Source organism: Hymenobacter yonginensis, from assembly GCF_027625995.1.
Taxonomy (GTDB): domain Bacteria; phylum Bacteroidota; class Bacteroidia; order Cytophagales; family Hymenobacteraceae; genus Hymenobacter; species Hymenobacter yonginensis.
This window is the reverse complement of the sequence record NZ_CP115396.1, coordinates 1,641,517-1,664,179: the sequence shown is the minus strand read 5'-3', so window position 1 is coordinate 1,664,179 and position 22,663 is coordinate 1,641,517. Positions and strand designations below refer to the sequence as shown.

Annotated in this window: 18 protein-coding genes; 3 read left to right on the top strand and 15 right to left on the bottom strand. The window is 64.6% G+C overall.

Annotated elements, in window-relative coordinates:
• Positions 1-18: 18 nt before the first annotated feature.
• Both O9Z63_RS07240 and O9Z63_RS07235 read left to right on the top strand, forming a co-directional pair.
• Complete coding sequence (locus O9Z63_RS07240; protein WP_270128632.1) at positions 19-930, top strand: AraC family transcriptional regulator; 912 nt, start codon at positions 19-21, stop codon at positions 928-930.
• An 89-nt stretch (positions 931-1,019) separates the two neighbouring features.
• Entirely contained in the window at positions 1,020-2,033 is a 1,014-nt protein-coding gene (locus O9Z63_RS07235) for a cupin domain-containing protein (protein WP_270128631.1), read from the top strand.
• 103 nt (positions 2,034-2,136) lie between these two features.
• Here O9Z63_RS07235 and O9Z63_RS07230 read toward each other — a convergent pair whose 3' ends face one another.
• From O9Z63_RS07230 to mnmA, 6 genes are all read right to left on the bottom strand, one after another.
• Complete coding sequence (locus O9Z63_RS07230) at positions 2,137-4,704, bottom strand: TonB-dependent receptor (protein ID WP_270128630.1); 2,568 nt, start codon at positions 4,702-4,704, stop codon at positions 2,137-2,139.
• A 1-nt stretch (position 4,705) separates the two neighbouring features.
• Positions 4,706-5,410 carry a ribulose-phosphate 3-epimerase gene (gene rpe, locus O9Z63_RS07225; protein WP_270128629.1) on the bottom strand — a complete coding sequence of 235 codons (705 nt, stop codon included), beginning with the start codon at positions 5,408-5,410 and terminating at the stop codon, positions 4,706-4,708.
• A 228-nt stretch (positions 5,411-5,638) separates the two neighbouring features.
• Positions 5,639-5,950: a hypothetical protein gene (locus O9Z63_RS07220; protein ID WP_269561091.1), complete on the bottom strand. Its 312-nt coding sequence runs from the start codon at positions 5,948-5,950 to the stop codon at positions 5,639-5,641.
• A gap of 124 nt (positions 5,951-6,074) precedes the next feature.
• On the bottom strand, positions 6,075-7,796 hold the full coding sequence (locus O9Z63_RS07215) for a S8 family peptidase (protein ID WP_270128628.1): 1,722 nt from the start codon (positions 7,794-7,796) through the stop codon (positions 6,075-6,077).
• Positions 7,797-7,957: 161 nt separating this feature from the next.
• On the bottom strand, positions 7,958-8,725 hold the full coding sequence (locus O9Z63_RS07210; RefSeq protein ID WP_270128627.1) for a hypothetical protein: 768 nt from the start codon (positions 8,723-8,725) through the stop codon (positions 7,958-7,960).
• Between the two features lie 19 nt (positions 8,726-8,744).
• Positions 8,745-9,917 carry a tRNA 2-thiouridine(34) synthase MnmA gene (gene mnmA, locus O9Z63_RS07205; RefSeq protein WP_270128626.1) on the bottom strand — a complete coding sequence of 391 codons (1,173 nt, stop codon included), beginning with the start codon at positions 9,915-9,917 and terminating at the stop codon, positions 8,745-8,747.
• A gap of 194 nt (positions 9,918-10,111) precedes the next feature.
• Here mnmA and O9Z63_RS07200 point away from each other — a divergent pair, with 194 nt between their 5' ends.
• Complete coding sequence (locus O9Z63_RS07200; RefSeq protein ID WP_270128625.1) at positions 10,112-10,741, top strand: beta/alpha barrel domain-containing protein; 630 nt, start codon at positions 10,112-10,114, stop codon at positions 10,739-10,741.
• Positions 10,742-10,771: 30 nt separating this feature from the next.
• Here the strand turns inward: O9Z63_RS07200 and O9Z63_RS07195 are convergent, their stop codons facing one another.
• The 9 genes from O9Z63_RS07195 to O9Z63_RS07155 form a co-directional block, all read right to left on the bottom strand.
• Complete coding sequence (locus tag O9Z63_RS07195) at positions 10,772-11,611, bottom strand: maleylpyruvate isomerase N-terminal domain-containing protein (protein ID WP_270128624.1); 840 nt, start codon at positions 11,609-11,611, stop codon at positions 10,772-10,774.
• 56 nt (positions 11,612-11,667) lie between these two features.
• Positions 11,668-12,330 carry a tRNA (guanosine(46)-N7)-methyltransferase TrmB gene (gene trmB, locus O9Z63_RS07190; RefSeq protein WP_270128623.1) on the bottom strand — a complete coding sequence of 221 codons (663 nt, stop codon included), beginning with the start codon at positions 12,328-12,330 and terminating at the stop codon, positions 11,668-11,670.
• A gap of 112 nt (positions 12,331-12,442) precedes the next feature.
• Positions 12,443-13,744, bottom strand: coding sequence for a bifunctional folylpolyglutamate synthase/dihydrofolate synthase (locus tag O9Z63_RS07185; protein ID WP_270128622.1), 1,302 nt, complete (start codon positions 13,742-13,744; stop codon positions 12,443-12,445).
• A 172-nt stretch (positions 13,745-13,916) separates the two neighbouring features.
• Positions 13,917-14,801, bottom strand: a complete 885-nt coding sequence (locus tag O9Z63_RS07180; RefSeq protein WP_044017709.1) for a hypothetical protein — start codon at positions 14,799-14,801, stop codon at positions 13,917-13,919.
• Positions 14,802-14,938: 137 nt separating this feature from the next.
• Entirely contained in the window at positions 14,939-15,349 is a 411-nt protein-coding gene (locus tag O9Z63_RS07175; protein WP_270128621.1) for an ExbD/TolR family protein, read from the bottom strand.
• Positions 15,350-15,441: 92 nt separating this feature from the next.
• Positions 15,442-16,173 (bottom strand): MotA/TolQ/ExbB proton channel family protein, encoded by a 732-nt coding sequence (locus tag O9Z63_RS07170; protein WP_269561080.1) that lies wholly within the window; start codon positions 16,171-16,173, stop codon positions 15,442-15,444.
• A 1-nt stretch (position 16,174) separates the two neighbouring features.
• Positions 16,175-17,410 (bottom strand): HU domain-containing protein, encoded by a 1,236-nt coding sequence (locus tag O9Z63_RS07165; RefSeq protein ID WP_270128620.1) that lies wholly within the window; start codon positions 17,408-17,410, stop codon positions 16,175-16,177.
• Between the two features lie 91 nt (positions 17,411-17,501).
• Positions 17,502-19,199: a TonB-dependent receptor gene (locus O9Z63_RS07160; protein WP_270128619.1), complete on the bottom strand. Its 1,698-nt coding sequence runs from the start codon at positions 19,197-19,199 to the stop codon at positions 17,502-17,504.
• Positions 19,200-19,299: 100 nt separating this feature from the next.
• Positions 19,300-22,512: a tetratricopeptide repeat protein gene (locus tag O9Z63_RS07155; RefSeq protein ID WP_270128618.1), complete on the bottom strand. Its 3,213-nt coding sequence runs from the start codon at positions 22,510-22,512 to the stop codon at positions 19,300-19,302.
• Positions 22,513-22,663 lie beyond the last annotated feature (151 nt).

Here is a 22,663-nt window from a genome sequence, read left to right as displayed (position 1 = left end):
GCGCAACGCGCCGGATGTTTGCGTATCTTCTGCCTGTTCCCCGTGCTTACGTTCCGGCCTGCCTCCGCCATGATGACGCCCGTGTTCGACTACCGACTGCCCAGCCCCGGCCTGCGCGACTACGTGCGGCAACTGCAGATAGTGGGCTGCCATTTTCCGGCGGAGATGACGCAGCTACCGGTGAAAGCCTACTGGCCACGGGCTGAAAACTGCCTGAGCTTTTTCCCACGCGACCCGGAGCAAGTGGCACAGGGCCTCAGCGGGCCGTTGCAGACCAGCCCCGCGTGCCGGCTGGCCGGGCAGCCCACGCTCCTGACCAGCCGGCACGTGGGGCGCGACTTCCTGGTGCTGCAGGTGGTGTTTCAGCCCGGGGCCCTGCACCGCCTCACGGGCCTGCCGCTGGCCGAGCTCAACGACACCTTACTGGACGCCGAAACCGTGTTTGCCGGCGAAATCCGGCAGGTGAGCGAGCAGCTGCGCAACACCCGCCACTATCCCGACATGATTCCGGTGGTGGAAACGTTTCTGGCCCGGCTGATCGGCCGGGCCCGGCCCGATTACCGGCCGGCGTTTCACAAGGCCACCGAGTACCTGCTGTGCCACCCCGGCCAGACCTCCCTCGACTGGCTGGCCGGGCAGGCCTGCCTGAGTGGGCGGCAGTTTCACCGGCAGTTTGTGGAGCGGCAAGGCATCAGCCCCAAGCTGTTTGCGCGCATAGCCCGCTTCGGCCAGGCCATGCGTCTGAAAAATACCCAGCCGCTGACGGATTGGCTGAGCGTAGCCCTGGCCGTGGGCTACCACGACTACCAGCACCTGGCCCGCGACTTCCGCCAGTTCACGGGCCTCTCGCCCAACGCCTTTCTGTTGCACGAGGGCCAGGCGCCGGAGCGCGTGTTTGGGCAGGCAGAAACGTCCGATTCTTACCACTAACTCCCTGGCCTGCGCCGCTACCTTTCGCATACTCACCAATCCTCAGAGCTATGCAACGGCGCGATTTCCTGGTTTCGGCCCTCCCTTCTTTGTGTGCCCTTCCCCTGCTGGACTGGGCCTGGCCGGTGGCAGCCCAAACTGCTCCGTCCCCGGCCGGCCTGGTGGTGCGGGCGGGACAAAGCCGCTTCGGCATCCCGACGCCCTTCCACGGCATCAATCCCAACGACCTCAAGCTTTCTGCCCGCGACACCAGCGGCGCCCTGGCATTCTTCGACTACACGGGGCTTGAACCAGCCGGCCCGTCGCTGCACCGCCACCTGGCGCAGGATGAAATATTCTACGTGGCGGAGGGCGAGTACCTGTTTCAGTTGGGCGAGCGGAAGCTGCTGCTGCAGGCCGGCGACACGGTGTTTCTGCCGCGCCAGCTGCCGCACACCTGGGTGCAGCGCTCTGCCCGGGGCCAGCTGCTGTACTGGCTGCTGCCCGCGGGCCGGCTGGAAGAGTTTTTTGTGTACATGAGCCGACAGCAGGCGCCCCTTTCCCCGGATGCACTGGCCCGCGTCAATGCCGAGCATGGCCTGCAGAACGTGGGGCCGGGCTTGTCGCCGACCGAGCACTATGAGCTGAGTGCGGAGTTTGCGGCCGGCTTCGTGGTGCGGGCCGGCACCGCGCGGCCACCCCACGGCCAGACGCAGTTGGGGCCCAGCGCCAACAGTCTCAAGGTGGCCGCCCAGGATACCGGCGGCGCGTTCAGCTTGTTTGAGTACCGCGGGGCGGAGCGCGGCGGCCCGCCCCTGCACGTGCACCCTCACCAGGACGAAACCTTCTACGTGCTGAGCGGCACGTACCGGTTCCGGGTCGGCGAGGCCGAGCACACACTGTCGGCCGGCGACTTTGTCTTCCTGCCCCGCAACGTGCCGCATACCTTCGCCCAGCTCACCGACACGGGCCGGCTGCTCTACGGCTTTCAGCCCGCCGGACACATGGAAGACTTTTTCCGGGCCGCGGCCGCCTTCCAAGTTCCACCTACCCCTGCCCAGGCCGCCGCCCTCTTTGCCCGCCACGACATGCGCGTGGTAGGGCCACCGCTGGCGTTTCGTTAGCCGGACCGATGCTGGCTGAATAGTGGATAAAAAAACGGGCCCGGCAGCTGGCAGCTACCGGGCCCGGGGCCTAAATATTCTATCCTGACGCGGAGGGAGCGGCTTAGAACCGGGCAATGACGCGCAGATTCACAAGGCGCTGCGAGAGGTAGTTGGGCACGGCGTAGGTGCGGCCGTTCAGGTCCTGCACGTAGCTGTAGCCGGCCACGTTGTTGCGGGCCAGCACGTTCAGCACTTCCAGGCCCAGCCACAAACTTTCCAGGCGGCCCAGGCGCCGGTCGGGCTCGGTGTTCAGGGTCAGCACCTTGGAAAAGCCCAGGTCCACGCGCCAGTAGGCACGGGTGAGCTTGGTGGTGCCGCGCTCCTGCTCGTTGTTGGGCGGGCTGAACGGCAGACCGGTGCCAAACACCGAATTCACGTAGCCCCGCACCGACGGGTTGTTGGGCAGATGGTCCTGGAAGAAGATGCCGAAGTTGAGGCGCTGATCCTGCGGACGGCGGATGTAGCCTTTGGCTTCCCGCCCCACCAAGCTGTCGGCCCCCACGCGGTTAGGCTCAAACAGGTTCAGCGAGTCGCCCTGCAGGTTTTCGCGGGTGGTGAGCACGCCCAGCGTAAACCACGATTCGGCCCCGTTCACAAATTCGCCGCCCACCCGGAAGTCAGCGCCGGCGGCGTAGGCCGTGGCCAGGTTTTTGGCGAAGTAGCGCAGCCGCACGTTGTCAACGTCGTAGGGCACCACGTCGGTCATGTACTTGAAATAGGCCTCGCCCGTGAACCGGAAGGGCCGGCCGTACTGCTGAAACCGGATTTCATTACCCACGATGAAGTGCATGGAGCGCTGGGCTCGCAACTCGGGGTTCAGACGCGCTTCCACCAGCAGCGGGCTGCCCGGCGTGGGGCGGCTGCCCTGCTGGTCGCGCAGCTCGCGGTAGAACGGTGGCTGGTAGTACACCCCGGCCGCTACCTTATAGGAGTGGTTGGGCCGGCTGCGCGGAATAAACGAATACTGCACCCGCGGGCTCACCACCAGCTGCTGGTTGACCGACCACCAGTGTGCCCGCACGCCGTACGTGAGCGTGCGCAGCGAGTCCAGCTCGATGGTATGCTGGGCGTAGCCCTGGGTACGGGTGCTTTGCAGGTCGAGGTCGGCCACCAGGCGCGTGCGGCGCGCATCGGGCACGAAGTCGGCCGAGTCGGCGAAGCTGTACTCGTTGAGCACGTCCTCGATTCGCTCGCGGCCGGTTTTCACCCCGAAGCGCACGGTATTGCGGCTGCCGGGCGTCCAGCGGGCGCGGGCTTCGGCCGTGGCAATGGCCGCCTGCAGCGTGTTGCGCGAGTGGTCGAAGCGCTTGCCCACAGCCCGCTGGCGCACGGCCTGCCCGAAGTCGCGCGAGGTCGGGTCGCGGTTGATGTCGGCCAGGCTGTAGCTGGCTTCCACGTCGCGGTATTCCAGCTCGCGCGAATACACCAGCCCGCCCAGCACTTCGCCCTGCAGGCGCGGCGAGAAGTTGTGCTTCAAGCTCAGGCCGCCCTGGGCCATATCGTACTGCATCCGCTCCCGGCCCTGGTACACGATAAACAGGCGCGTGGCCTGGTTGGTAGCCGTGCTGAACGTGGCCTGCCCGGACTCGGGCGTAAAGCGGTAGTCGTTGTGTGCGAAGGTGGCCAGCACGCCCAGCGAGGTGCGGTCTTCGTTGCCCTTGGGCCCCAGGTTGGCGTTGAGGTAGGCCTGGCCGTCGTAGAACGTGGGATTGTAGCCGCCCTGCGCCTGGTTCAGCGAGCTGAGCACGTAGGTGGCATTCTTGTAGCGGATACCGGCCAGGTAGCTCAGGCGCTTGCCCGGCGAGGTAGCCTCCACGTGCATGGCCCCGCCCACCAGGCTGCCGGTAGCCGAAGCCGCGAATTTGGTGGGCTGCTTGTAGTCGATGCTCAGCACCGACGACAGCTTGTCGCCGTACTTGGGCTGCCAGCCGCCGGTCGAGAATTCCACCTTGTTCACCAGGTCCGGATTCACGAAGCTCAGGCCTTCCTGCTGCGCCGTAGTCACCAGAAATGGCCGGTAAATCTCAATACCGTTGACGTAGACCAGGTTTTCGTCGTAGTTGCCGCCCCGCACCGAGTACGTACTCGTCAGTTCGTTGGTGGATTGCACGCCGGGCAGGGTTTTGAGGATGGCGTTGAAGTCGCCGAACGGCGACGGCAGCACCTTGGCCGTGCGCGGGTCGAGCCGGATCATGCTCACCTGCTCGCGGGTGTCAGCCTCGTCGGTGCGGGCGCGCACGGTCACGTTGCCCAGCGTGCGGGAATCAGTCTGCAGGGTCAGGCTCAGCTCGGTGCGGTCTTCGCTCAGCACTACGGGCAGGCGTTGGGCGCGGTAGCGCAGGCTGCGCGCCACCAGCACTGCCGGCCGGCCCGTACGCGGCACCTGCAGCGAGAAACGCCCCTTCGAGTCCGTAACGGTGCCGCCGGGCTGGCCTTCCACGCCCACGCCCACCTGCTCCAGCGGCTGGCCGGCGGCGTCGCGCACGGTGCCGCTGAGCGTAATGCGCTCCGTGGTCTGGGCCCATACGGCCGAGGCCGGCAGCAGTGCCAGCGGCGCCGGGCTCAGTAGCAGTAGCGCCACGCGCAAAGCCCGCGGCAGACCGGGCAAGCCAGAGGAACGGTGCGGCATACTAGCGGCGGGCTTCTTCGGCACCGACCGTAGCGGCCAGCTGGGCGCGCAGCTCGGCCAGGGTGGCCACCGGATCGGGGGCGTTGAACACAAACGAGCCGGCCACCAGCACGTCGGCGCCGGCTTCCACCAAGGCCGAAGCGTTTTCGCTGGTTACGCCGCCATCAATCTCAATCAGCGCCGACGAGCCGCAGTCCACCAGCAGCTCTTTCAGGGCGGCTACTTTCCGCAGCGTGTTCGGGATGAAGGCCTGCCCGCCAAAGCCGGGGTTCACCGACATGATGCACACCAGGTCCAGGTCGGCGGCCACGTCTTCGAGCACGCCCACGGGCGTGTGCGGGTTCAGGGCCACGCCGGCCTTGCAACCCAGCTGCTTGATCTGCTGAATAACACGGTGCAGGTGCGTACAGGCTTCGTAGTGCACGGTGAGGTTGTGGGCGCCGGCGTCGCGGAAGGCGCTCAGGTAGTGCTGGGGTTCCTCAATCATCAGGTGCACGTCGAGCGGCTGCTTGGCGTGGCGGTGAATGGCCTGCAGCACCGGAATGCCGAAGGAGATGTTGGGCACGAAGCGGCCGTCCATCACGTCGCAGTGCAGCCAGTCGGCGGCGCTGCCGGCGAGGCGCTCAGTTTCGGCCTGGAGGTTGCCGAAGTCGGCAGCAAGCAAAGAAGGAGCCAGCAACGGCATCGGGCGGCGGTTTTGAGTCATACCGCGAAGGTAGAAAGAGTAAAGAGTAACTGAGTAGTGGAGTAGCGGAGTATACAATAAAAGTTAGCCGCTGGCATGCCAGGCATTTCAGGCTGCTCACCCAAACGACCAACTGCCCCCGTCTGGTATTCTACCGCCGGCCGGTTTCCACAAAAAAAGGCGCCGGACGTTGCCGCCGGCGCCTCTTCTATCCTGTGAGTACCACACAGCACTCAGTTACTCCACTACTCAGTTACTCTTGTCATAGGCGCGCCAGTCGAGCTTGCCTTCTTCGTTTTTACGCAGGAAATACGTCTGGTCGTCTTCCTGGCGCTTGCCGAACGTGACGTCGGCGCGGCAGTCCAGGCAGCGGAGCGAGGTGTATTTGAACTTGTCCTGGGCCACGCGGGCGGTCAGGTCGAGGTTGTCGGAACCGCAGATGCCGCATTTGGCCACATCCGGAAAGCTGAGCCGCTCATACTCGGTTACGACTTCGTGCAGATTGGCTCCCTGCACGGTGAAGTGGAACTGGCGACGCCCCAGACGCTTCGAAATCATCATTTGCAACATGGTATTGCGGCTTGTGGGAGATTTTCCCCTGAAAAAAAGAAAGGAATCCGGTTCGTCCGAATTCCTTTCCAAGGTACTAAAATTATTCGCTTACGCTACTAATATGGCTGGCTATTTATTGCTTCACAAACCGCACCGTGCGCCGGATGGTGTCGCCGGCCGTTACGTCACAGGTATACACACCTTTGGCCAGCGGGCCGGGCTGCAGCCGTAGCACGGCGGCGGTGGTGGCGGGCAGCTTCTGCTCGGCTACCAGCGCGCCCCGGGCATCGTAGAAGCGCACCTGCAGCGGCTTGCCGCGCAGCGCCTCACTTACTTCCAAATTCAGCTCCTCGCCTTTCACCGGATTCGGGTATACCACCAGTTGGCCCGTCACGGCTTTGGGACTACCAGTAGAAAGCGGCACGCCGGGGTTGGCCAGCGTGTAGGCCGCCACGGCATTGGGCAGCCCATAGCCGAGCAGGTTGTTGGGTGCGGCGGCCTGCGAAGCCGAACGCTGCAGAAAGCTGATGACCTGCTGGGCTGTGAGCGTGGGGTTGGCTTGCCAGAAGCAGGCCACCATGCCGGCCAGCACCGGGCAGGCATACGACGTGCCGCTGCCCCGCGTGGGCTGCCCGGCCGTGTTCACAATGGCGGTCTGGGAACCCATAGCAGCCAGGTTGGGCTTGATGCGGCCGTCGGCGCTGGGCCCAATGGAACTGAAGCCCACCCGCCGGCCAAACGAGTCGACGGCGGCCACGGCCAGAATGGAGTCGGCGTCGGCGGGGGCCAGAATGCGCTGCCATGCGCTGTTGCCCTCGTTGCCGGCCGAGTTCACCACCACCATGCCGGCGCGGGCAGCCAGCGTGGCGGCGCGGGTGCTGATGGTGGTGCGCCCGTTCAGGTCGGCGTAGGTGTAGTTGCCGTAGGGCGTGTCGAAGGTGCTGTAGCCGAGCGAGGAGCTGATAACGTCCACCCCGGCCGAGTCGGCGCGCTCGGCAGCCAGCAGCCAGTTGACTTCCTCAATGGGGTTTTCGCCGATGATGTTCTCCGTGATGTAGAGCCGGAACGTGGCCTTGGGCGCGGTGCCCACGAAAGCGCCCGTCTGGTTGGCGGCCATGGTGGACAGGCAGTGCGTGCCGTGGCTGTCGCGCCCGTACACAGCCGCGTTGCGCTCCACAAAGTTGTAGACGTCGGCCAGGCGGTTTTCCGTGCGCATGGCGGCAAACGGCGCGGTCTGGTTGACGCCCGGAAAACCGGAGTCGAACACGGCAATCTGCATGCCCTCGCCCCGGAAGCCGGCGTTGTGCAGCGACACGGCCCCGATCATCTGGGCCTGCTTGTAGGCGGTGCCATACACCGGATTGGCCTGGGTGCGGTCCAGGGTGGGGTCGGCAGCATCCTCGAAGCTGCGGGGCCGCACCGGGGCCGGGCCAGCGGCGGCCGTGCGGGTGAGCGTGGTGGCGCTGCGCACAAACGGCAGCGCCTGCAGGTTGCGCAGCGTGGCCGAATCGCAGGAAACCACCGCGGCGTTGAACCAGCGCGAGGTGTACCACACGGTGGCGCCCGGCACGGCCTTCAGCTGCGTCACGTAGGCGGGCGTTACGGGCAGGTCGCGGGGCTGCACGGCAATGTTCTGGCGGGTACGGCGCTGCACGGCCCGCGCCGACAGGTAGGCCTGCGGCTGACTCACGGTGAAAGGCGTGCCGGCTTTGTCGCGGAAATACACCAGGTGTTTGCGCACGGTGTTGGCCTGGCCGGAAGCCGGTATGGCCTGGGCCTGAGTGGCAGTGGGCAGCGCGGCACTGGCGGCCGCCAAAAATAAACCCGCCAGCAAGGCGGAATACGAGTGTTGCATGGAAAACTCAGCTGGTAGACGTGCCGGAAGATACGAATTTGGCTTCGTACTCCGACAAAGCCAGCTCCTGCCAACCGGGCCTACAACAGAACAGCCGCCGCCCGTAATAACGGGGCGGCGGCTGTACAGTCAGCATCCAATACGAAGGGTAACCAGCCTGGCTAGCGGCCAGACTCTATCAGAACTTCGGTGCGGGTGGAGCCGGTGAAGGGCCGCGTAGGGTCGGGCACGCAGTTGCCGGGCGGGCAGTAGATGAAGCGGCGGCGGCTCCGGTACACCGGCCCCACCCCAGCGGCATACACCTGGCGGTTGCGGAAATAGTAGAAGGCGTTGATGTACTCGCCGCCATCTTCCGCATCAGTTTCGCGCAGCCCGGTCATGACCGTCTTCGGATACGTGGTGGTCTGGCCGGCGGCGCTGGTAGTTGTGAACGGCGCTTCCACCTGCTTGTAGTGGGCATCGGCCTTATCCACCGGATTCTGCTCGTTGAAGGCGTTCAGGTTCCAGTAGTAGCCGGTGCGCACCGGGTACACCAGCTCCACGGTGCGGCGGTTGTTGCGGGTCACCAGCACATTGGTGGCCGAGGGGCTCACCACCAGCACGCTGTCGTCGCGCCAGGCGTCGGTGGGCGAGTTGCGGCGGGCGCGCACCACGCGGTAGGCCGTGCGGCCGCTGGCGTCGGTGAACTTCTCCTCCACCCGCTCCCGAAACTGAAACCGGGGCTGCGGCTGGCGCACATAGTTGTTCCAGAGCGTATCGGTCACCTCATAAATCCGAAACTGGCCGACTTCCGGCTGGTAGTAGCTGGTGTCGGTGGGCGCTACGGTTTCGGTTTCGTTCTGGCAGCCGGCCACGGCCAGCGTCAGCAGAGCCGGCACCAGCCAGCGGCGGGCCCGCAGCCCGGAAATAACAGTTGAACCCACAGTCATAGATGTAAATAGGGGCGGCCTAACAGGCGGCCGCGGCTTCCGAAGATACGGGAGTTTCGCCGATGGTGTGACGCTCAATCCAGCCGCCGCCAATTACGTCGTCGCCGTCGTAGAACACGGCGGCCTGGCCGGGCGTCACGGCGTGCACGGGCTCCTCGAAGTACACGTGGATTTTGTCGCCGATCTGCTCCAGGAAGGCGGCCGCGCCGCCGTTGTGGTTGTAGCGCACTTTGGTGCGGCTCGGCACCAGCCCGCGGCCTTCCAGCGAGGCAAACTTGCCCATGTTCAGCTTGCCCACCGTGGTGCGCGAGCTGGCCAGGTCATCGAAATTGCCCAGCACCACCTCGTTGGTATCGGGCCGGATTTCGGTGACGTAGGCCGGGTAGCCCAGCGCCACGCCCAGCCCTTTGCGCTGCCCGATGGTGTAGAACGGGTAGCCTTCGTGGGTGCCAAGCACGGTGCCGTCGCGCAACACAAACTTGCCGCCCGCCACGCGCTCCTCTAGGCCCGGCACGCGGCGGCGCAGGAAGCCCCGGTAGTCGTTGTCGGGAATGAAGCAGATTTCGTAGCTCTCGGGCTTGTTCACCAGCTCGGTGAAGCCGCGGCGGCGCGCCTCGTCATAGATTTCGGTTTTGCGCATCTTGCCCAGCGGAAACAATGTGCGGGCCAAGCTTTCCTGGCTGACGCCCCACAGCGCGTAGCTCTGGTCTTTGTTTTCGTCGAGGCCTTTGCTGATGACGTAGCGCCCGTCTTCGTGGCGCACCTGGGCGTAGTGGCCGGTGGCAATGAACTCGCAGCCGAGCTGGTCGGCGCGGCGCAGCAGCGCGTCCCACTTGATGTGGGTGTTGCAGAGCACGCAGGGGTTGGGCGTGCGGCCAGCCAGGTATTCCTCGGTGAAGTTGGAAATCACGAAGTCGCCGAACTCATCCCGGATATCGATGATGTAGTGCGGAAAGCCGAGGTCCACGGCAATCTGGCGGGCGTCGTTGATGCTGTCGAGGGAGCAGCAGCCGGTTTCCTTTTTGGAGCCGCCGGCCGAGGCGTAGTCCCAGGTTTTCATGGTCATCCCCACCACTTCGTAGCCTTGCTCGTGCAGAAGCACAGCCGCTACCGAGGAATCAATGCCGCCGCTCATGGCGACGAGGACGCGGCCGCGCGGAGCGGCAGGCGTCGAGGGTGCAAATTGCGTCATAGAAAGAGGCGCCCGCGGGGTCAAGGCCCGTGGCCGCAGTGGCAAAGATAACAACCGCGGCGGGCTCGTGGTTTCTTCCCGGCCGAAACCCGCCCGCAGAAACGCGCCGGGCCGGCCGGAATCTGTACTTTCGCGCTCCGTTCGTTGCGGCCAGCCGCTTTTAAGCCGCTGGCCCGTCTAATTCTGTTTTTGCTATGGCCTTGCTTACGTCCGTGCTGGTGCGCGGTATCAACAACCTCTCCGATGCCCGCTACTGCGCCGGCATGGGGGCCGACCGCCTTTCCTTCCTGCTCGACCCGGCCCTGCCCGGCTACCTCACGCCCGAGGCCGTGCAGGAAATCAGCGGCTGGGTGGCCGGCGTGGAGCTGGTCGGCGAGTTTGAGAAGCTGCCTGCTGAAGACATCAACGAGCTGGGCCAGCGCTGCAACCTGCACGGGCTGCTGCTGCACCGGCGCCGCACTCCCGCCGACCTGGCCCAGCTGCTGCTGCCGACCCAGAAGCTGGTTTCCTGGATTCCGGATATGCTGCCCGAAGACGTGGACACCCGTTTCCGCGACCAGCAACACCATCTGGCCGGCTTCGTGCTGGCCACACCGCCCGCCCAGCCGCTTTCGGCCACCCAGCTGACCCACCTCATCCAACAGGCCCGCATGTTCCCGCTGTGGCTGGGGGCCGGCTTTGCGGCCAGCACCGGCGGCTCCGTCCGGAAACTGGTGGAAACGGTGCGCCCCGCCGGCATCGTGCTGGAAGGCGGCGACGAAATCAAGCCCGGCCTGCGCGACTTCACCGAGTTGGAAGCCGTGTTCGAGGAGCTGGAGGCGTAGGCCTGCCAGCTTCAGGCCGCTAGCGGGCCGTCAGGCCATCACGGTTATCAGACCAAGCAGCGGGTCGGCCAACGCCCTGTCGCCCTCCACTTGCATGTGCTGTACCGCCAGCTCGCGCGGCAGGCTTTTCGTGAACAGTCGCCACGCCACGCTCCCGTCCAGTATGATTTGGGTAGCTACCGGCCCGGTATACCCGGTGCCCAGCTCCCAGCTGGTTTCGGCCCGCCGCAGATACCAGCTGCCGCCCCCCGCGCCCGTAATAGCCAGCGCCACCACCGCGCCTGCGGGGGCCGGCACCTTGCGGTAGTGGTGCGGCAGCGCCCGCAGGCAGGTACTCAGAAACGGCTGATACAGCTCAGGCGCGAAAAGCGCCGCCTCCTGCCCTACCGCCTGCCGGATCTGCTGCTGATGGTGCCACTTTTCGGTGTACTCGCGGGCTACGTGAAACCAATTGAGGGACGTTTCTTCGCCGGCCCAGGCCACTGGGAAGGCGGCCACCTCAAAAGGCGGCAACGAGCTGATGTAGGCACTGTAGGCCGGCCCGCTCAGCTCCAGCAGCCACGTGAGGATGGCTGGGCTGAGACGCTGGCCGGCAGCTACCCACTCGTTGTTGAGGCCGTTGAGGTACTCCACCACGTCGGCGTAGGCCGGGCTGGCGGGCCCGGCGCCCCCAAAATGCCCGTCGCGCAGCATGGACAAGGTCCGCAGGTTTCCGTCGAGCAGGTGCAGGGCCACGTCGCGCACCCGCCACTGCGGGGCCAGCGTAGGTTGCTCCCAGTCGGCCGGGGCCAGAGTCCGCAGCAGCGCAATCAGGTGCGCATCCACCACCGGGAACAGCTGCGCAGTATCCAGAACGGGCAACGGTTGCATACTTTCGACTATGACGCGGAGCGTTCTACGCAGCCGACTTGGCTGTTTGCGGGAACCTAACTTAGCTGAAACTGCACGTACTTGATGGGCACGCCCTGGGCGCGGTACTTGCTCTCGAAGTTCGTGACGATGTCCTCGGCGTGCGGGAGCAGCTCGGGCGTGGCGTAGAGGTCTTTGGTCTGGGCCAGGATCTGTACGCCGGGCCGCTCGGCTAGCACTTCCAGGGTGTAGTCGAACAGGGCTTCGTTGTCGGTTTTGAGGTGCACGAGGCCGCCGGGCTGCAGAATCTGCCGGTACAGGTCGAGGAAGCGCGGCGAGGTCAGGCGGCGCTTTATATCCCGGTCGCGGGGGCGCGGGTCGGGAAAGGTTATCCAGATTTCAGTTAGCTCGGCGGGCGCGAAATGCTGCAGCAGGTCGTGAGCCCGGGTGCGCACGAAGCCGACGTTGCGCAAACCCTGCTCCTCGGCCCGCTTGCTGCCGCGCCAGATTCTTTCGCCCTTGATGTCGAGCCCCAGAAAGCTGCGCTCCGAGTAGCGGGCGGCCAGACCCACCGTGTATTCGCCCTTGCCGCAGCCCACTTCCAGCGTGATGGGGTGCGGCGTGCCGAAGAAGTCTTCGTGCCAGCGGCCGCGCAGCTGCTCGTAATTGGCTTTGCCGGGTTCTACAATGTCGGGCCGTTCGGCGTTTTCGGCGAAGCGTTGGAGTTTGATACGGGGCACTGGGTCGTTATTTGTTGTTCGTCGTTCGTTTTTCGAAGCAAATGGGCCGGTAGTTTTTCATTGTTCAATGAGTCGCCGAAAAACGAACGACGAACAACAAATAACGACTTCCCTAAAAGTCCACTTCGGCAACCACAAAGGTACTGCCCCCGATGAACACCACATCATCGGGGCCGGCGGCGGCGCGGGCGGCCTGCACGGCTACCGGCACCGGGCCGTACACGCTACCATGCAGGCCTACGGCCGCGGCGCGCTCAGCCAGCTCCGCAGCTGGCAGGGCCCGCGGAATGTTGGCCTGGCAGAAGTAGTAGGTGGCGTGCGGCGGCAGTAGACTCAGCATCTTGCTCACATCCTTGTCATTCACCACGCCCAGCACAAAGTGCAGCCGCTGCATCGGCAGGCGCGCCAGCTGCCCCACGATGAAGCGAATGCCCGCCTCGTTGTGGCCCGTGTCGCAGATAACCAGCGGCTGGCGGCCCAGGATGGTCCAGCGGCCCAGAAACCCGGTGAGGCGGCGCACCTCGCGCAGCCCTTCGCGCACGGCGGCCTCCGGAATCGTGAAGCCCTGGCGGCGCAGTTCGTCCACCACGGCCAGCACGCCGGGCAGGTTCAGGCGCTGGTAGTCGCCCACCAAGCCCAGCTCTAGTTTGGAGAGCAGCAGCTGGCCGTCGGGTTGGGTGATGGTGAGGAGCTGGGTGTCGTCGGCGGGGGCCGTGGGCGCGGCCAGCTCGGCCAGGTAGTGCTGATCGGCGAAGCGCAACGGGGCCTGTTCGGCAGCAGCTTTCTGCTCGAACACCGCCTGCACTTCGGGCTGGGTCTGGCTGATGATGGCCGGCACGCCGGGCTTGATGATGCCGGCCTTCTCGCCCGCAATCAGCGGCAGCGTGTTGCCGAGCAGGTTCTGGTGGTCGTAGCTGATGTTGGTGATGAGCGAGACGAGCGGCGTGATGATGTTGGTGGAATCCAGGCGTCCGCCCAGCCCCACTTCCACCACGGCCACGTCTACCTGCTCCTCGGCGAAGTAGACGAAGGCCAGGGCCACGCACATCTCAAAAAACGAGGGCTGCAGCTCGGCAAACAGCGGCTGCCAGCGGGCCACCCACGCCACCAGATATTCCGGCGTCAGGTCCTGCCCGTTGATTTTGATGCGCTCCGTGAATTCCTTGAGGTGGGGCGAGGTGTAGAGGCCCACCTTGTAGCCGGCTGCCTGCAGCACCGCCGCCAGCAGGTTGGAGCTGCTGCCCTTGCCGTTGGTGCCCGCCACGTGCACGCAGCGCAGCTGCCGCTCGGGGTTCCCCATGGCCGCGGCCAGCGCCTCCGTTCGTTCCAGCCCCGGCTTGTAGCCGGCCTCGCCCACCCGCTGAAACATGGGCAGATGGCTATAGAGGTAATCGAGGGTTTGCTGGTAGGTCATGGAGGCAGGAAAGCAGTAGCGCGCACTTTGTAGTGCGCGCCCCCGCACCGTTCAGATAACTGCAACGGCGCGAAGGCGCGAACTACAAAGTTCGCGCTACGGCCCGCAAAACAAAGCCGCCGGCCGGATTTCTCCAGCCGGCGGCCCGGTATGATTTTAAGCGTTTGAAAGTCTAGCGCACCGTGAAGCGGAACGTGTAGAAGCCGGTGCCGCCGCCGTTGGCGGAGTTGGTGCGGCGGAACTCGGCGTTTTCCAGCGCGTCGCGGCAGGCCCGCTCCTGCGCCGCCGATACGTTGCCGGATACCTTGGTCACGGCCTCCACTTCGCCGTCGGCACTCACTTTAATCTTGAAGCGCACGAAGCCGGAGTTGTTGTCGATAGCCGGAGCCGTGGGTCGGTTCACGAAGGCCCAGCCGCTCATTTCGAGGCCGCCGGAGCCGGGGCTGCTGCCGCTGCCGCCGCTGCCGGGCTGCCCGTAGAGGGCCTTGGCATCCAGCGAGCCATTCGGGTCGCCCTGGTCGCCGACGGAGCCGGGCCGGTCGCCGTTGTTGTTGCCGGTGGGTGCGTTGCTGCTGCCGTTTACGCCGTTGCCGCCTCCATTGGCGCTGCCTTTGGGCGTGTAGAGCGTGCGCGGGCGCTCCACGGGCCGGGGGGCTTCCTTTACCTCCTCACGCGGGGCCGGCGACGGCTTTTCCACGGGCGGGGCCGTTACGGGGCTTTCCTCGGCCTCACTCGTGACGGTGCGGGCCTCGGCGGCCTGCTGCGGTACGGGCGGCGCCGTCTGGGGCTGCGGCGGCGTGGGCTGCGGGTCGGGGTTGGAGGCGGGCGGGCGGCTGTCCTCGCGGTTGCGCGAGTCGTTGGCGGTGGCCAGGCTCTGGATGTCGCCGGAGCCGGCTTCGTCCACGCCATAGTTCAGCTCCACGCCGTCGCCACCCAGCGCGTCGAGGGGCGGATCAGGGCCTTTGAACACGGTGAAGAAGAACACGGCAGCCAGGGCCGCGTGCAGCAGCACGGTGCCAACCAGGGCTTCTTTCCGATGTTCTTCGCGGTATTCCATTGCGGTGATGAGGTGATGAAGAAATCAGGTGACTAGGTAAGGGAGGTAAAGTACTAATGGTTCAGAACAAGAGGCCAGATGAACTTCCTCGCCCGCTTCCTCTTCACGTCTTCACTTCATATACCTCATCACCCAACTTATTTCCCAGCGGCCTGCTGGGCCTGGGTGGCCATCACCATTTTAATCTTGAGGCGGTTGCCGATTTCCAGGATGTCTACGAGCTTCTGCACATTCAGGGAGGCATCTACGCGCAGCACGGCGATAGGGCTGTCAAGGCCCTGCACGCGGCGCTGCAGCTCGCCTTCCAACTGCGCGGCGCTGGTCGGCTGCCGGTCGATGAAATAACCGCCGGCCGCGTCCACGGAAATCGTAATGGGCTGCTTCATCATCTGCTTGCTGCTTTTGGCATTGGGCAGCATCAGTTTGATGATGTTGGGGTTCACCATCGTCGACACAATCAGGAAGAACAGCATCAAAAAGAACATGATGTCGTTCATCGAGCTGGTTTCGACGTGCGAGGAAAGCTTACGGCGGCGGCTGAGGTTCATAGAGTAACTGAGTAGCGGAGTAACTGAGTGGATGTGCAGACAACTGAGCAGAAGGAAAACCTACTCAGTTACTCCGCTACTCAGTTGCTCACTTAGTTGTCCTGCAGGATGTCCATGAACTCGATGGCCGAGTTTTCCATGCGGAACACCAGGCGCTCGACCATGATGCTGAGCCAGTGGTAGCCGATGTGGGCAATGATACCCACAATCAGGCCGGTGGCCGAGGTAACCATCTTGGTGTACAGACCGCCCGAAATCTGGGCAATGCCGAAGTCGCCGGTGGCGCTGATGGCATAGAAGATCTTGATAACCCCGATGATGGTACCCACGAAGCCCAGCATCGGCGCAATGCCGGCAATGATGCCTAGGATACTGATGTTCTTTTCGAGGCGGGCAATTTCCACCTTGCCGACGTTCTCCACGCTGGTTTCGATGTCTTTCAGCGGCAGCCCGATGCGGCGAATGCCCTTTTCAATCATGCGGGCCAGCGGCGTGGCCGTCTGGGCGCACAGCATTTTGGCCCCCTGCAGGTCGCCTTTCACCATCAGGTTGCGGATGCCGGGCATGAACGACTCGGGCACGGCCGCGGCTTTGCGGATGGTGATGTAGCGCTCAATGATGATGTAGAGCGACACAAACGAGAGCAGAAACAGCGGAATCATGATGCCCCCGCCCTTCACAATCAAATCCACCAGCGAGAGGTCGGCGGCGGCGGCGTTGGCAGCCGCGTTGGCGGCCGTGGCGGTGGAGTCGGCGGTGGCCGCGCCGGCGGCGGGCGCGCTGCCGACTTGCATCTGAAGCAGCAGGGAAAGCAATACGGTCATGCTAGTAATTGAGTACCCAGAGAGAGGAACCCATCCGCTTGCGCAGGATGGTGGCCTGCCGGTCGGCCGAGGTGCGGTCGGCGTAATCGGCAACGGAGAGCTTGAACTGCCGGCTGCCGGCCTGCGGCAGAATCACGCGGGCCGGGTGGCCCAACCGAATCAGGGCCTGACGGCCTTTCTCGGCATTGGCGAGGCTGGTGTAGGAACCGGCCACCACGTAGTAACGGTTGGTGCGGCTGTTAATTGTCGCGGTGCTGGCTACCGGGGTTGCATTACCGGCCCGGGCTTTTTCCCAACCCGGCGCTTTCACGGCGGCTTTGGCCGATTTGGCAGCCGGACCCTGCACGTCCTTGCTCACGGGCTTCACGGCTACGGCCTTGGCGGCAGCGGCCGGCGCGGCTTTCACCACCGGCGCGGCTACCGGCGCTTTCCGCACCACGGCCGCCACCGGAGCAGCGGCGGGCTTGGTGGCCACGGCGGGCGTAGCTACAGCTACTTCAGCGGCCGGGGTAGCGGCGGCTGGCGCCGGAGCCACGTAGTTATCGGCGGGCGTGAGGGCCGCCTGCTGGCGGCTGATGGCTGGCGCGGTTACTACTGGCTGGATTTGCGGCGTGTTAGCGCTTACCTCCCGGAAAGCCGGCAGGCGCAGACTCTGGGGCAGATAGCCCTGCTGATCGGCGAACATATAGCTGGCCGAGAACATCAGGCCTACTACCACGGCGGTAAGCGCGTTGTAGACCAGCCGCGCGGCGCGGCGGCGCACGGTGGCCAGCTGCGGCACGGCCGGCTGCCGCTCGCGCGAGTTCAGCGCATCGGTAGCGCGCACCGGGCGCGACACCAGCTCCGGCAGCCCAAAGCTGGCCGACAGCAGGTTGTCGGTGCCGGTGTACTCAAACTCCAGGCCGCGGCCGGCGGAGCGGCGGAACGTGCCAATACCGCTCAATTCGGCGCGCTGGGTGGTGTCCAGTTCTTCCTGCATGCGGGCCACGGCCTCGCGCACCAGCTGGCGGGCCTGCGCCGTGCTCAGGTTCAGGCGTGCGCTCAGCGCATCCACCAGCAGCCCGTCGTTGCGGGTCAGCGACTGGTTGAAGGCTACGCGCTTGGCCGGCGGGGCCAGCGTGTGCCGCACCGGATGAATGCGGGCAGGCGCGTAGTCGGCAATCAGGCCGCCAAAGTCGGGGATGATGACGCAGTCATGGTCCCGGAGCAGGGTGCGGATATGGTCGGAGAGCGGCATATATTTTTAGTGCGTAGTGCCTGGTGCTTGGTGCTTAGTAACTGGTCGTTGCACGACCTATGCACTAAGCACCAGGCACCAAGCACTAATTTTAGAAGTCGTAGGTGACACCGGCCAATACGTTGATTCCCTTCACTGGGTAGTTGAGGAACCGCTCATATTGCCGGTTAAGCAGGTTATTGCCTTGAGCAAAGATGCTTAGATTTTCCATAATGCGGTAATCGGCGCGCAGATTCAGGTCGATTACGGAGTCGGTGGGGCGCACGAATTCGCGGGGCTGCAGGGCATTGGCGCCGTAGCGGTAGCCCGAGCCGAAGCTGGAGCTATAGGTGTAGAGCTCAGCGCCCAGCAGCAGCTTTTCATACACGTTGTGCGAGGCAAACAGCACCGACTGGAAGGCCGGCCGGTGGAAGGCCTCGGCCAGCGTCTTCACGTTGTAGCCGTTGTAGTCGGCCTTGAGGCCGATGCGGGTTTTCTCGGCCGCGTTGTAGATGATTTCGCCGTGGATGTTGAGCAGCTGGGTGGCTTTCTTGTCGTAGACCAGGTCAAACTTGGTGGAGTCGCGGCGGGAGTTGTTGTAGAAGTACAGGTTCCGGTCGTTGCTGAGCGTCACCTTGGCATTCACTTCCAGCGCCCGGGCCGGCGCGGCCTGGAAGCCGAAGTACAGCGTGGGCCCGCGGTGGGTGTCGGCTACGCGCTGGTTGGGGGCCAGCCAGGGGTTTTCGGTGGTCAGGTCGTACATGCTCACGCGCTGCAGACCGCCGCCCAAACCGGCAAAGACCACGAACTTGTCTTCCGTAACGGTGTAGCCCACCCGCACGGCCGGGTACACCTTGAACTGCGACACGTCGCGGATGGTGTCGCCGGTGTAGCCCAGGGTGGCGCCCACGGTCAGGGCCAGGCGGTTCAGGGTGAGGTTGTAGGCGGGCGTCACCTGCACGAAGGGCCGGCGGTAGCTCAGCGAATCCTTGAAGGAGATAAACGACAGGTCGCCGTTGACGGTCACGCGGCTGGTTTCCGTGAGGGCGTAGCTGGAGCGCAGCTCGGCGTAGATGTTGTTTTCCTTGGCCTCAAACCGGTCGTTCCAGTGCCGGAAGCCCAGGGCCACGTCGTACTGGAAGGCGGCGTCGGTGGCGCGGTTACGGGCGTACACCTTGGCATCGGCCCGGAAGAAGGTTTGCTTGAGGCTGTCGGCTTCGGGCAGCACGGGCCGGTCGCGGTTGTAGCCGTAGAAGTTGTACCGCTCCCGCCCGATGTCCACCTTAGCGCCCAGCGCCGTGCTGCCGCTGTAGGTTTCACCGTGCACGCCCAGGCTGGTGCGGCTTTGGCCGGAGTTCTGCTTGTCAATCGGGCCGCGGCTCGACGACAGGTGGTTCAAATCGAGCCCGTAGGAGGCCGAGTTACTGCGAGTGTTGTGCAGGTGGGCGCGCCCCAGGAAGGTGCCGTAGTTGCCGATGCCGGCCTTGAGGTAGTTGCCGGTCTGCGGGGTCAGCTCCTCTTGCCGGATGGTGAGCACCCGCACCGAGGGGTTGAGCAGGTCCGACGGCAGCTTGTAGTCGGGGTAAGTATACGGCACCTGGGCCGCGGTTTTGGTGGGCGGCGCGATGGTGATTTTCTCGAAGTTGCGGGTGGCTTCGGGCAGCTGGTTGACCCGCTCTTTTACGATTTCGATTTCGGCCTCCTCAATCTTGCCGCGAGGGTTGGGGCGCGTAGTCTGGGCCTGGGCCACGGCGGGCACGGCGGCCAGCAGGCCGGCCAGCGCCAGCATTTTCGACGGATGAAGCGTCATAAGTTCGGGAGTGGATTCAGTGCAGGCATCGGTTGAGATACGCTGCAGCAACCAATTAATATTCAGACAACTATTTCAGGATACACAAGCAAGCTTGCGCCTATTCCTCCTCGCCTACCGGCCCATCGGTGCGGTTGCTGATGGTGTCGGTGGGCTGGGCAGTGCTGGGCAGCAGGGAGCTGCGGCCGGCGGTTTTGCCCTTGGGCGTGGCCGGGGCTTTGCTGGTGCCGGGCTTGGTGGTCGTGGGCTTGGTCGGGGCGGGTTTGGTGCCGCCGGCCGGGCTGTCGGAAGGCAGCGCGGCGAGGCGCTTCTTGGCCCCGTCAATCACCTCGGCCACTGGAAATTTGTTGTCGATGATAGAGTTGAGGGTGGCGCGGGCCTGGAAGTTTTCACCCTGCGCGGCGTAGATGTCGGAGATGAGCAGGAAGCCCCGGCCCTGCCACAGCTCGTAGTTGGAGGTGTTGGTTTTGTAGGCGGCGTCGAGGGCTTCTGGGTACTTCTTCTGCTGATACAGCGCATCGGCCACCAGGTACTGGGCTTCAGCGCCGTTTTCATCGGCCGCCGCCGCCGTGGCGGCTGTGTTCAGCTCCGTAATGGCCTGGTCGAAGTTGCCGGCCTTGAAGCTGGCCTTGCCCAGGTAGAGCAGCGCGGCGTTGGTAGCGGTGGGCGAAGCGGCCTGCGTCTGCAGCTCCTGGGCCACGCGGCGCGTGTTTTCCAGGTCGCCGCTTTCGTAGTAGCTGCGCATCAGCCCCAGCCCGGCATTGGCAATTTCGCGCTTGTTCTGCGACGACGTGCGCAGTCGCGTGTAGTAACTGATGGCCTCGGGGTAGTTCTTGTTCTCGAACTCCAATTCGGCCACCCGGCCCACGGCGCGGTTCACAAACTCCGACTTACCTTCCTGTACCACAGCTTTCAGCTTCGGCAGCGCCTCGGCCTTCTTGCCAGTGCGCAGCAGCGCGTCGGCCAGGAAGTAGCGGCCATCAGCCGCCAGGGCGTTATCGGGATACTGCTTCAGGTACGACTCCAGGCGCGGAATGGCCTGGGCGTACTTCTCGGCCAGGTACAGCGACTTGGCGGCCTCAAACTCCACGCTTTCGGTGGCTTTGCTGTCGGGGTTCTGCTGCTTGAACTGGGCCAGATACTGGTCGAATTCCTCGGTCTTGCCCTGCGCCGACAAACTTTCCTGCAGCGAGTAGATGGCGCTGCTAGCCGCTTTGGTGCGCGGATACTGGCTCAGCACCTGTTTGAAGTCGGCGGCGGCCTTATCGTGCTGCTCCAGGTTGGCGTAGGCCACACCGCGCTTGTGCAGCGCCTGCGGGATGAGGGCCGAGTTGGGGCGGTTGGTAATCAGGCGCGAGAAGCCATCCACGGCCTGCTGAAACGAGCCCGCCTCGAAATCCAGCTGGGCCTGCTGGTACACGGCGTCGTCGGCGTAGCGCGAGGTGGGCGAGGTGCGCAACAGCGTGCCGAGTGTGCTGGCCGCTTCGTCGCGGCGGCCCAGCAAACCCAGCACCACGCTTTTCTGGTAGTAGGCGTAGTCTTTGTCGGCAGCATTGGCCGCAATGACTTTGTTGTAGAGTTCCAGCGCCTGGGTGTAGTTTTTGGCTACGTAGTAGGTGTCGGCCAGGCGCAGACTCACGTCATAGTAGTTGGGGTCGACGGGCTTGGCCACCGGGTCCTGCAGCCAGGCCTGGAACTGCGGCCGGGCGCGGTCGTACTGCTGGGTGTTGTAGTAGGCATAGCCGAGGCCGTAGCGGGCCTTCTGCTCGAACACCTTCTCGTCGGGCGTGACGCCGCCAGAGCGGGCGGTGCGGGCCGCGGCGGTGTAGGCCGTAATGGCGGGCTGGTACTGCTGGCCCACGCTGTAGATTTCGCCTTTCAGCACCTGGGCAGCGGCGCGCAGCGCGTCGTCCTGGGGGTACTTCAGGCTCTTGTCGAGCAGCGGCAGAGCCTCGGTGTAGCGGGCGTTGTTGTAGAGCGTAGCGGCCTGCAGGTAGGATACGCGCTGGTAGGTAGCGTCGAGCTTGGCGCTACGGTCGTCGAGGTTGTCGAGGTAGTTGAGAGCCTGGGCGTAGTCGGAGGAATTCAGGAAACTCTCGCTCAGGATGTCGTCGGCGGCTTCGCGGTTTTTGGAGCGCGGGTACTTCTTGCCGAAGTCCTTGAGGGCCGCAATTACCTCCGGCGTGTTGCCCAGCTCGTAGTTGATCTGCGCGTACTTGAGGGTGGCGTTTTCGGTGATGTTCCGGTCGAAGCTGGCTTTGCGGGCCGCGTCAAACGAGTTTAGGGCCAGCTGCTTCTGGCTGGTTTGCAGGTAGCTCAGCCCCAGGTGGTAGGCGGCATTCTGCCCCAGCGAGTCGCGGCGGGCGGCCACGCCCTTAAACGAGCCGATAGCACCCTTGAAGTCGCCCTGCTTGTAGTTGGCATACCCGATTTTGTACTGCACCTCGGGCTCGATCTTCTTGCGGCCGGCGGCATACTTGTCGAAATATTCGGCGGCCTGCTTGAAGTCCTGCTTCTGATAGTAGGCGTCGCCCACCAGCAGCTGAATCTCGTCGGCTGACTGCGGCGGCGGCGTCTGGGCCAGGGCCTTGGTGCCGTAGTCGATCAGGCCGTCGAAGTTGCCTTCCTTGTAGTAGATCTGGCTCATCACGGCCGGCACCACGGGGCGGTAGGCGTCGTTCTGCTCGGCCACGGCCAGGTCCTGGCGGGCTCCGGCGTAGTCGCCGGCGCGGTAGGCCAAGTAGCCGGCGTAGTAGGAGCTGGCGTAGCGGTACTCGTGGGTGCCCTGCTTGTTGCGGTCGAACTGCAGCTTGGCCTTGTCGAACTCCTTCTGCGCGAAGTAGCTGTAGCCCAGCTTGAACTCCGACTCGGCACGTTGCTCGGTGCTCAGGTTGTCGGTGCCCACGCGCTGCAGGTAGTCGATGGCCTTGACGTAGTCCTTCTTGTCGAAGTAGAACTTGCCCAGCTCGAAAAACGCCACGGCGGCCTTGGGGTGGGCCGGGTTTTGGCGCGCAAAGGCCAGAATCCGGTCCTCGGCGTCGGGGTGGAACAGGTAGAGGCCGGCCACGGCGTAGTAGTACTCGGCGTCGATGGTGCGGCCCTCGGCTAGCTCGCCGGTGCGGCGCTGGGTCAGGTCGAGGTAGCGCTGGAACGCCTGCTGGGCGGCGCCATACTTGCCACGGTCGAACAGCTCCAGGCCTTCCTGGAAATGGCGCTCGTCGGAGGCGAACACCTGGGTTTGCTGGGCTTGGGCGGCCAGCGGCGCCGCGGCGCTGAGGGAAGCGGCCAGCGCAATCCGGGGGAATAACTTCATTGCTCGGCGTTACGGGAAGCGGCCCCACCAGGGCCGGAGTTGGCCAAAAGTAGCGAAAAACGCGCTTGGGTTGCGGCAGAATCGCCTTTTAGCTAGTGGTAACGAGGGATTAGGTGGGTTTGGTGTAGCCGAAAGGCGGCAGTTACCTTCG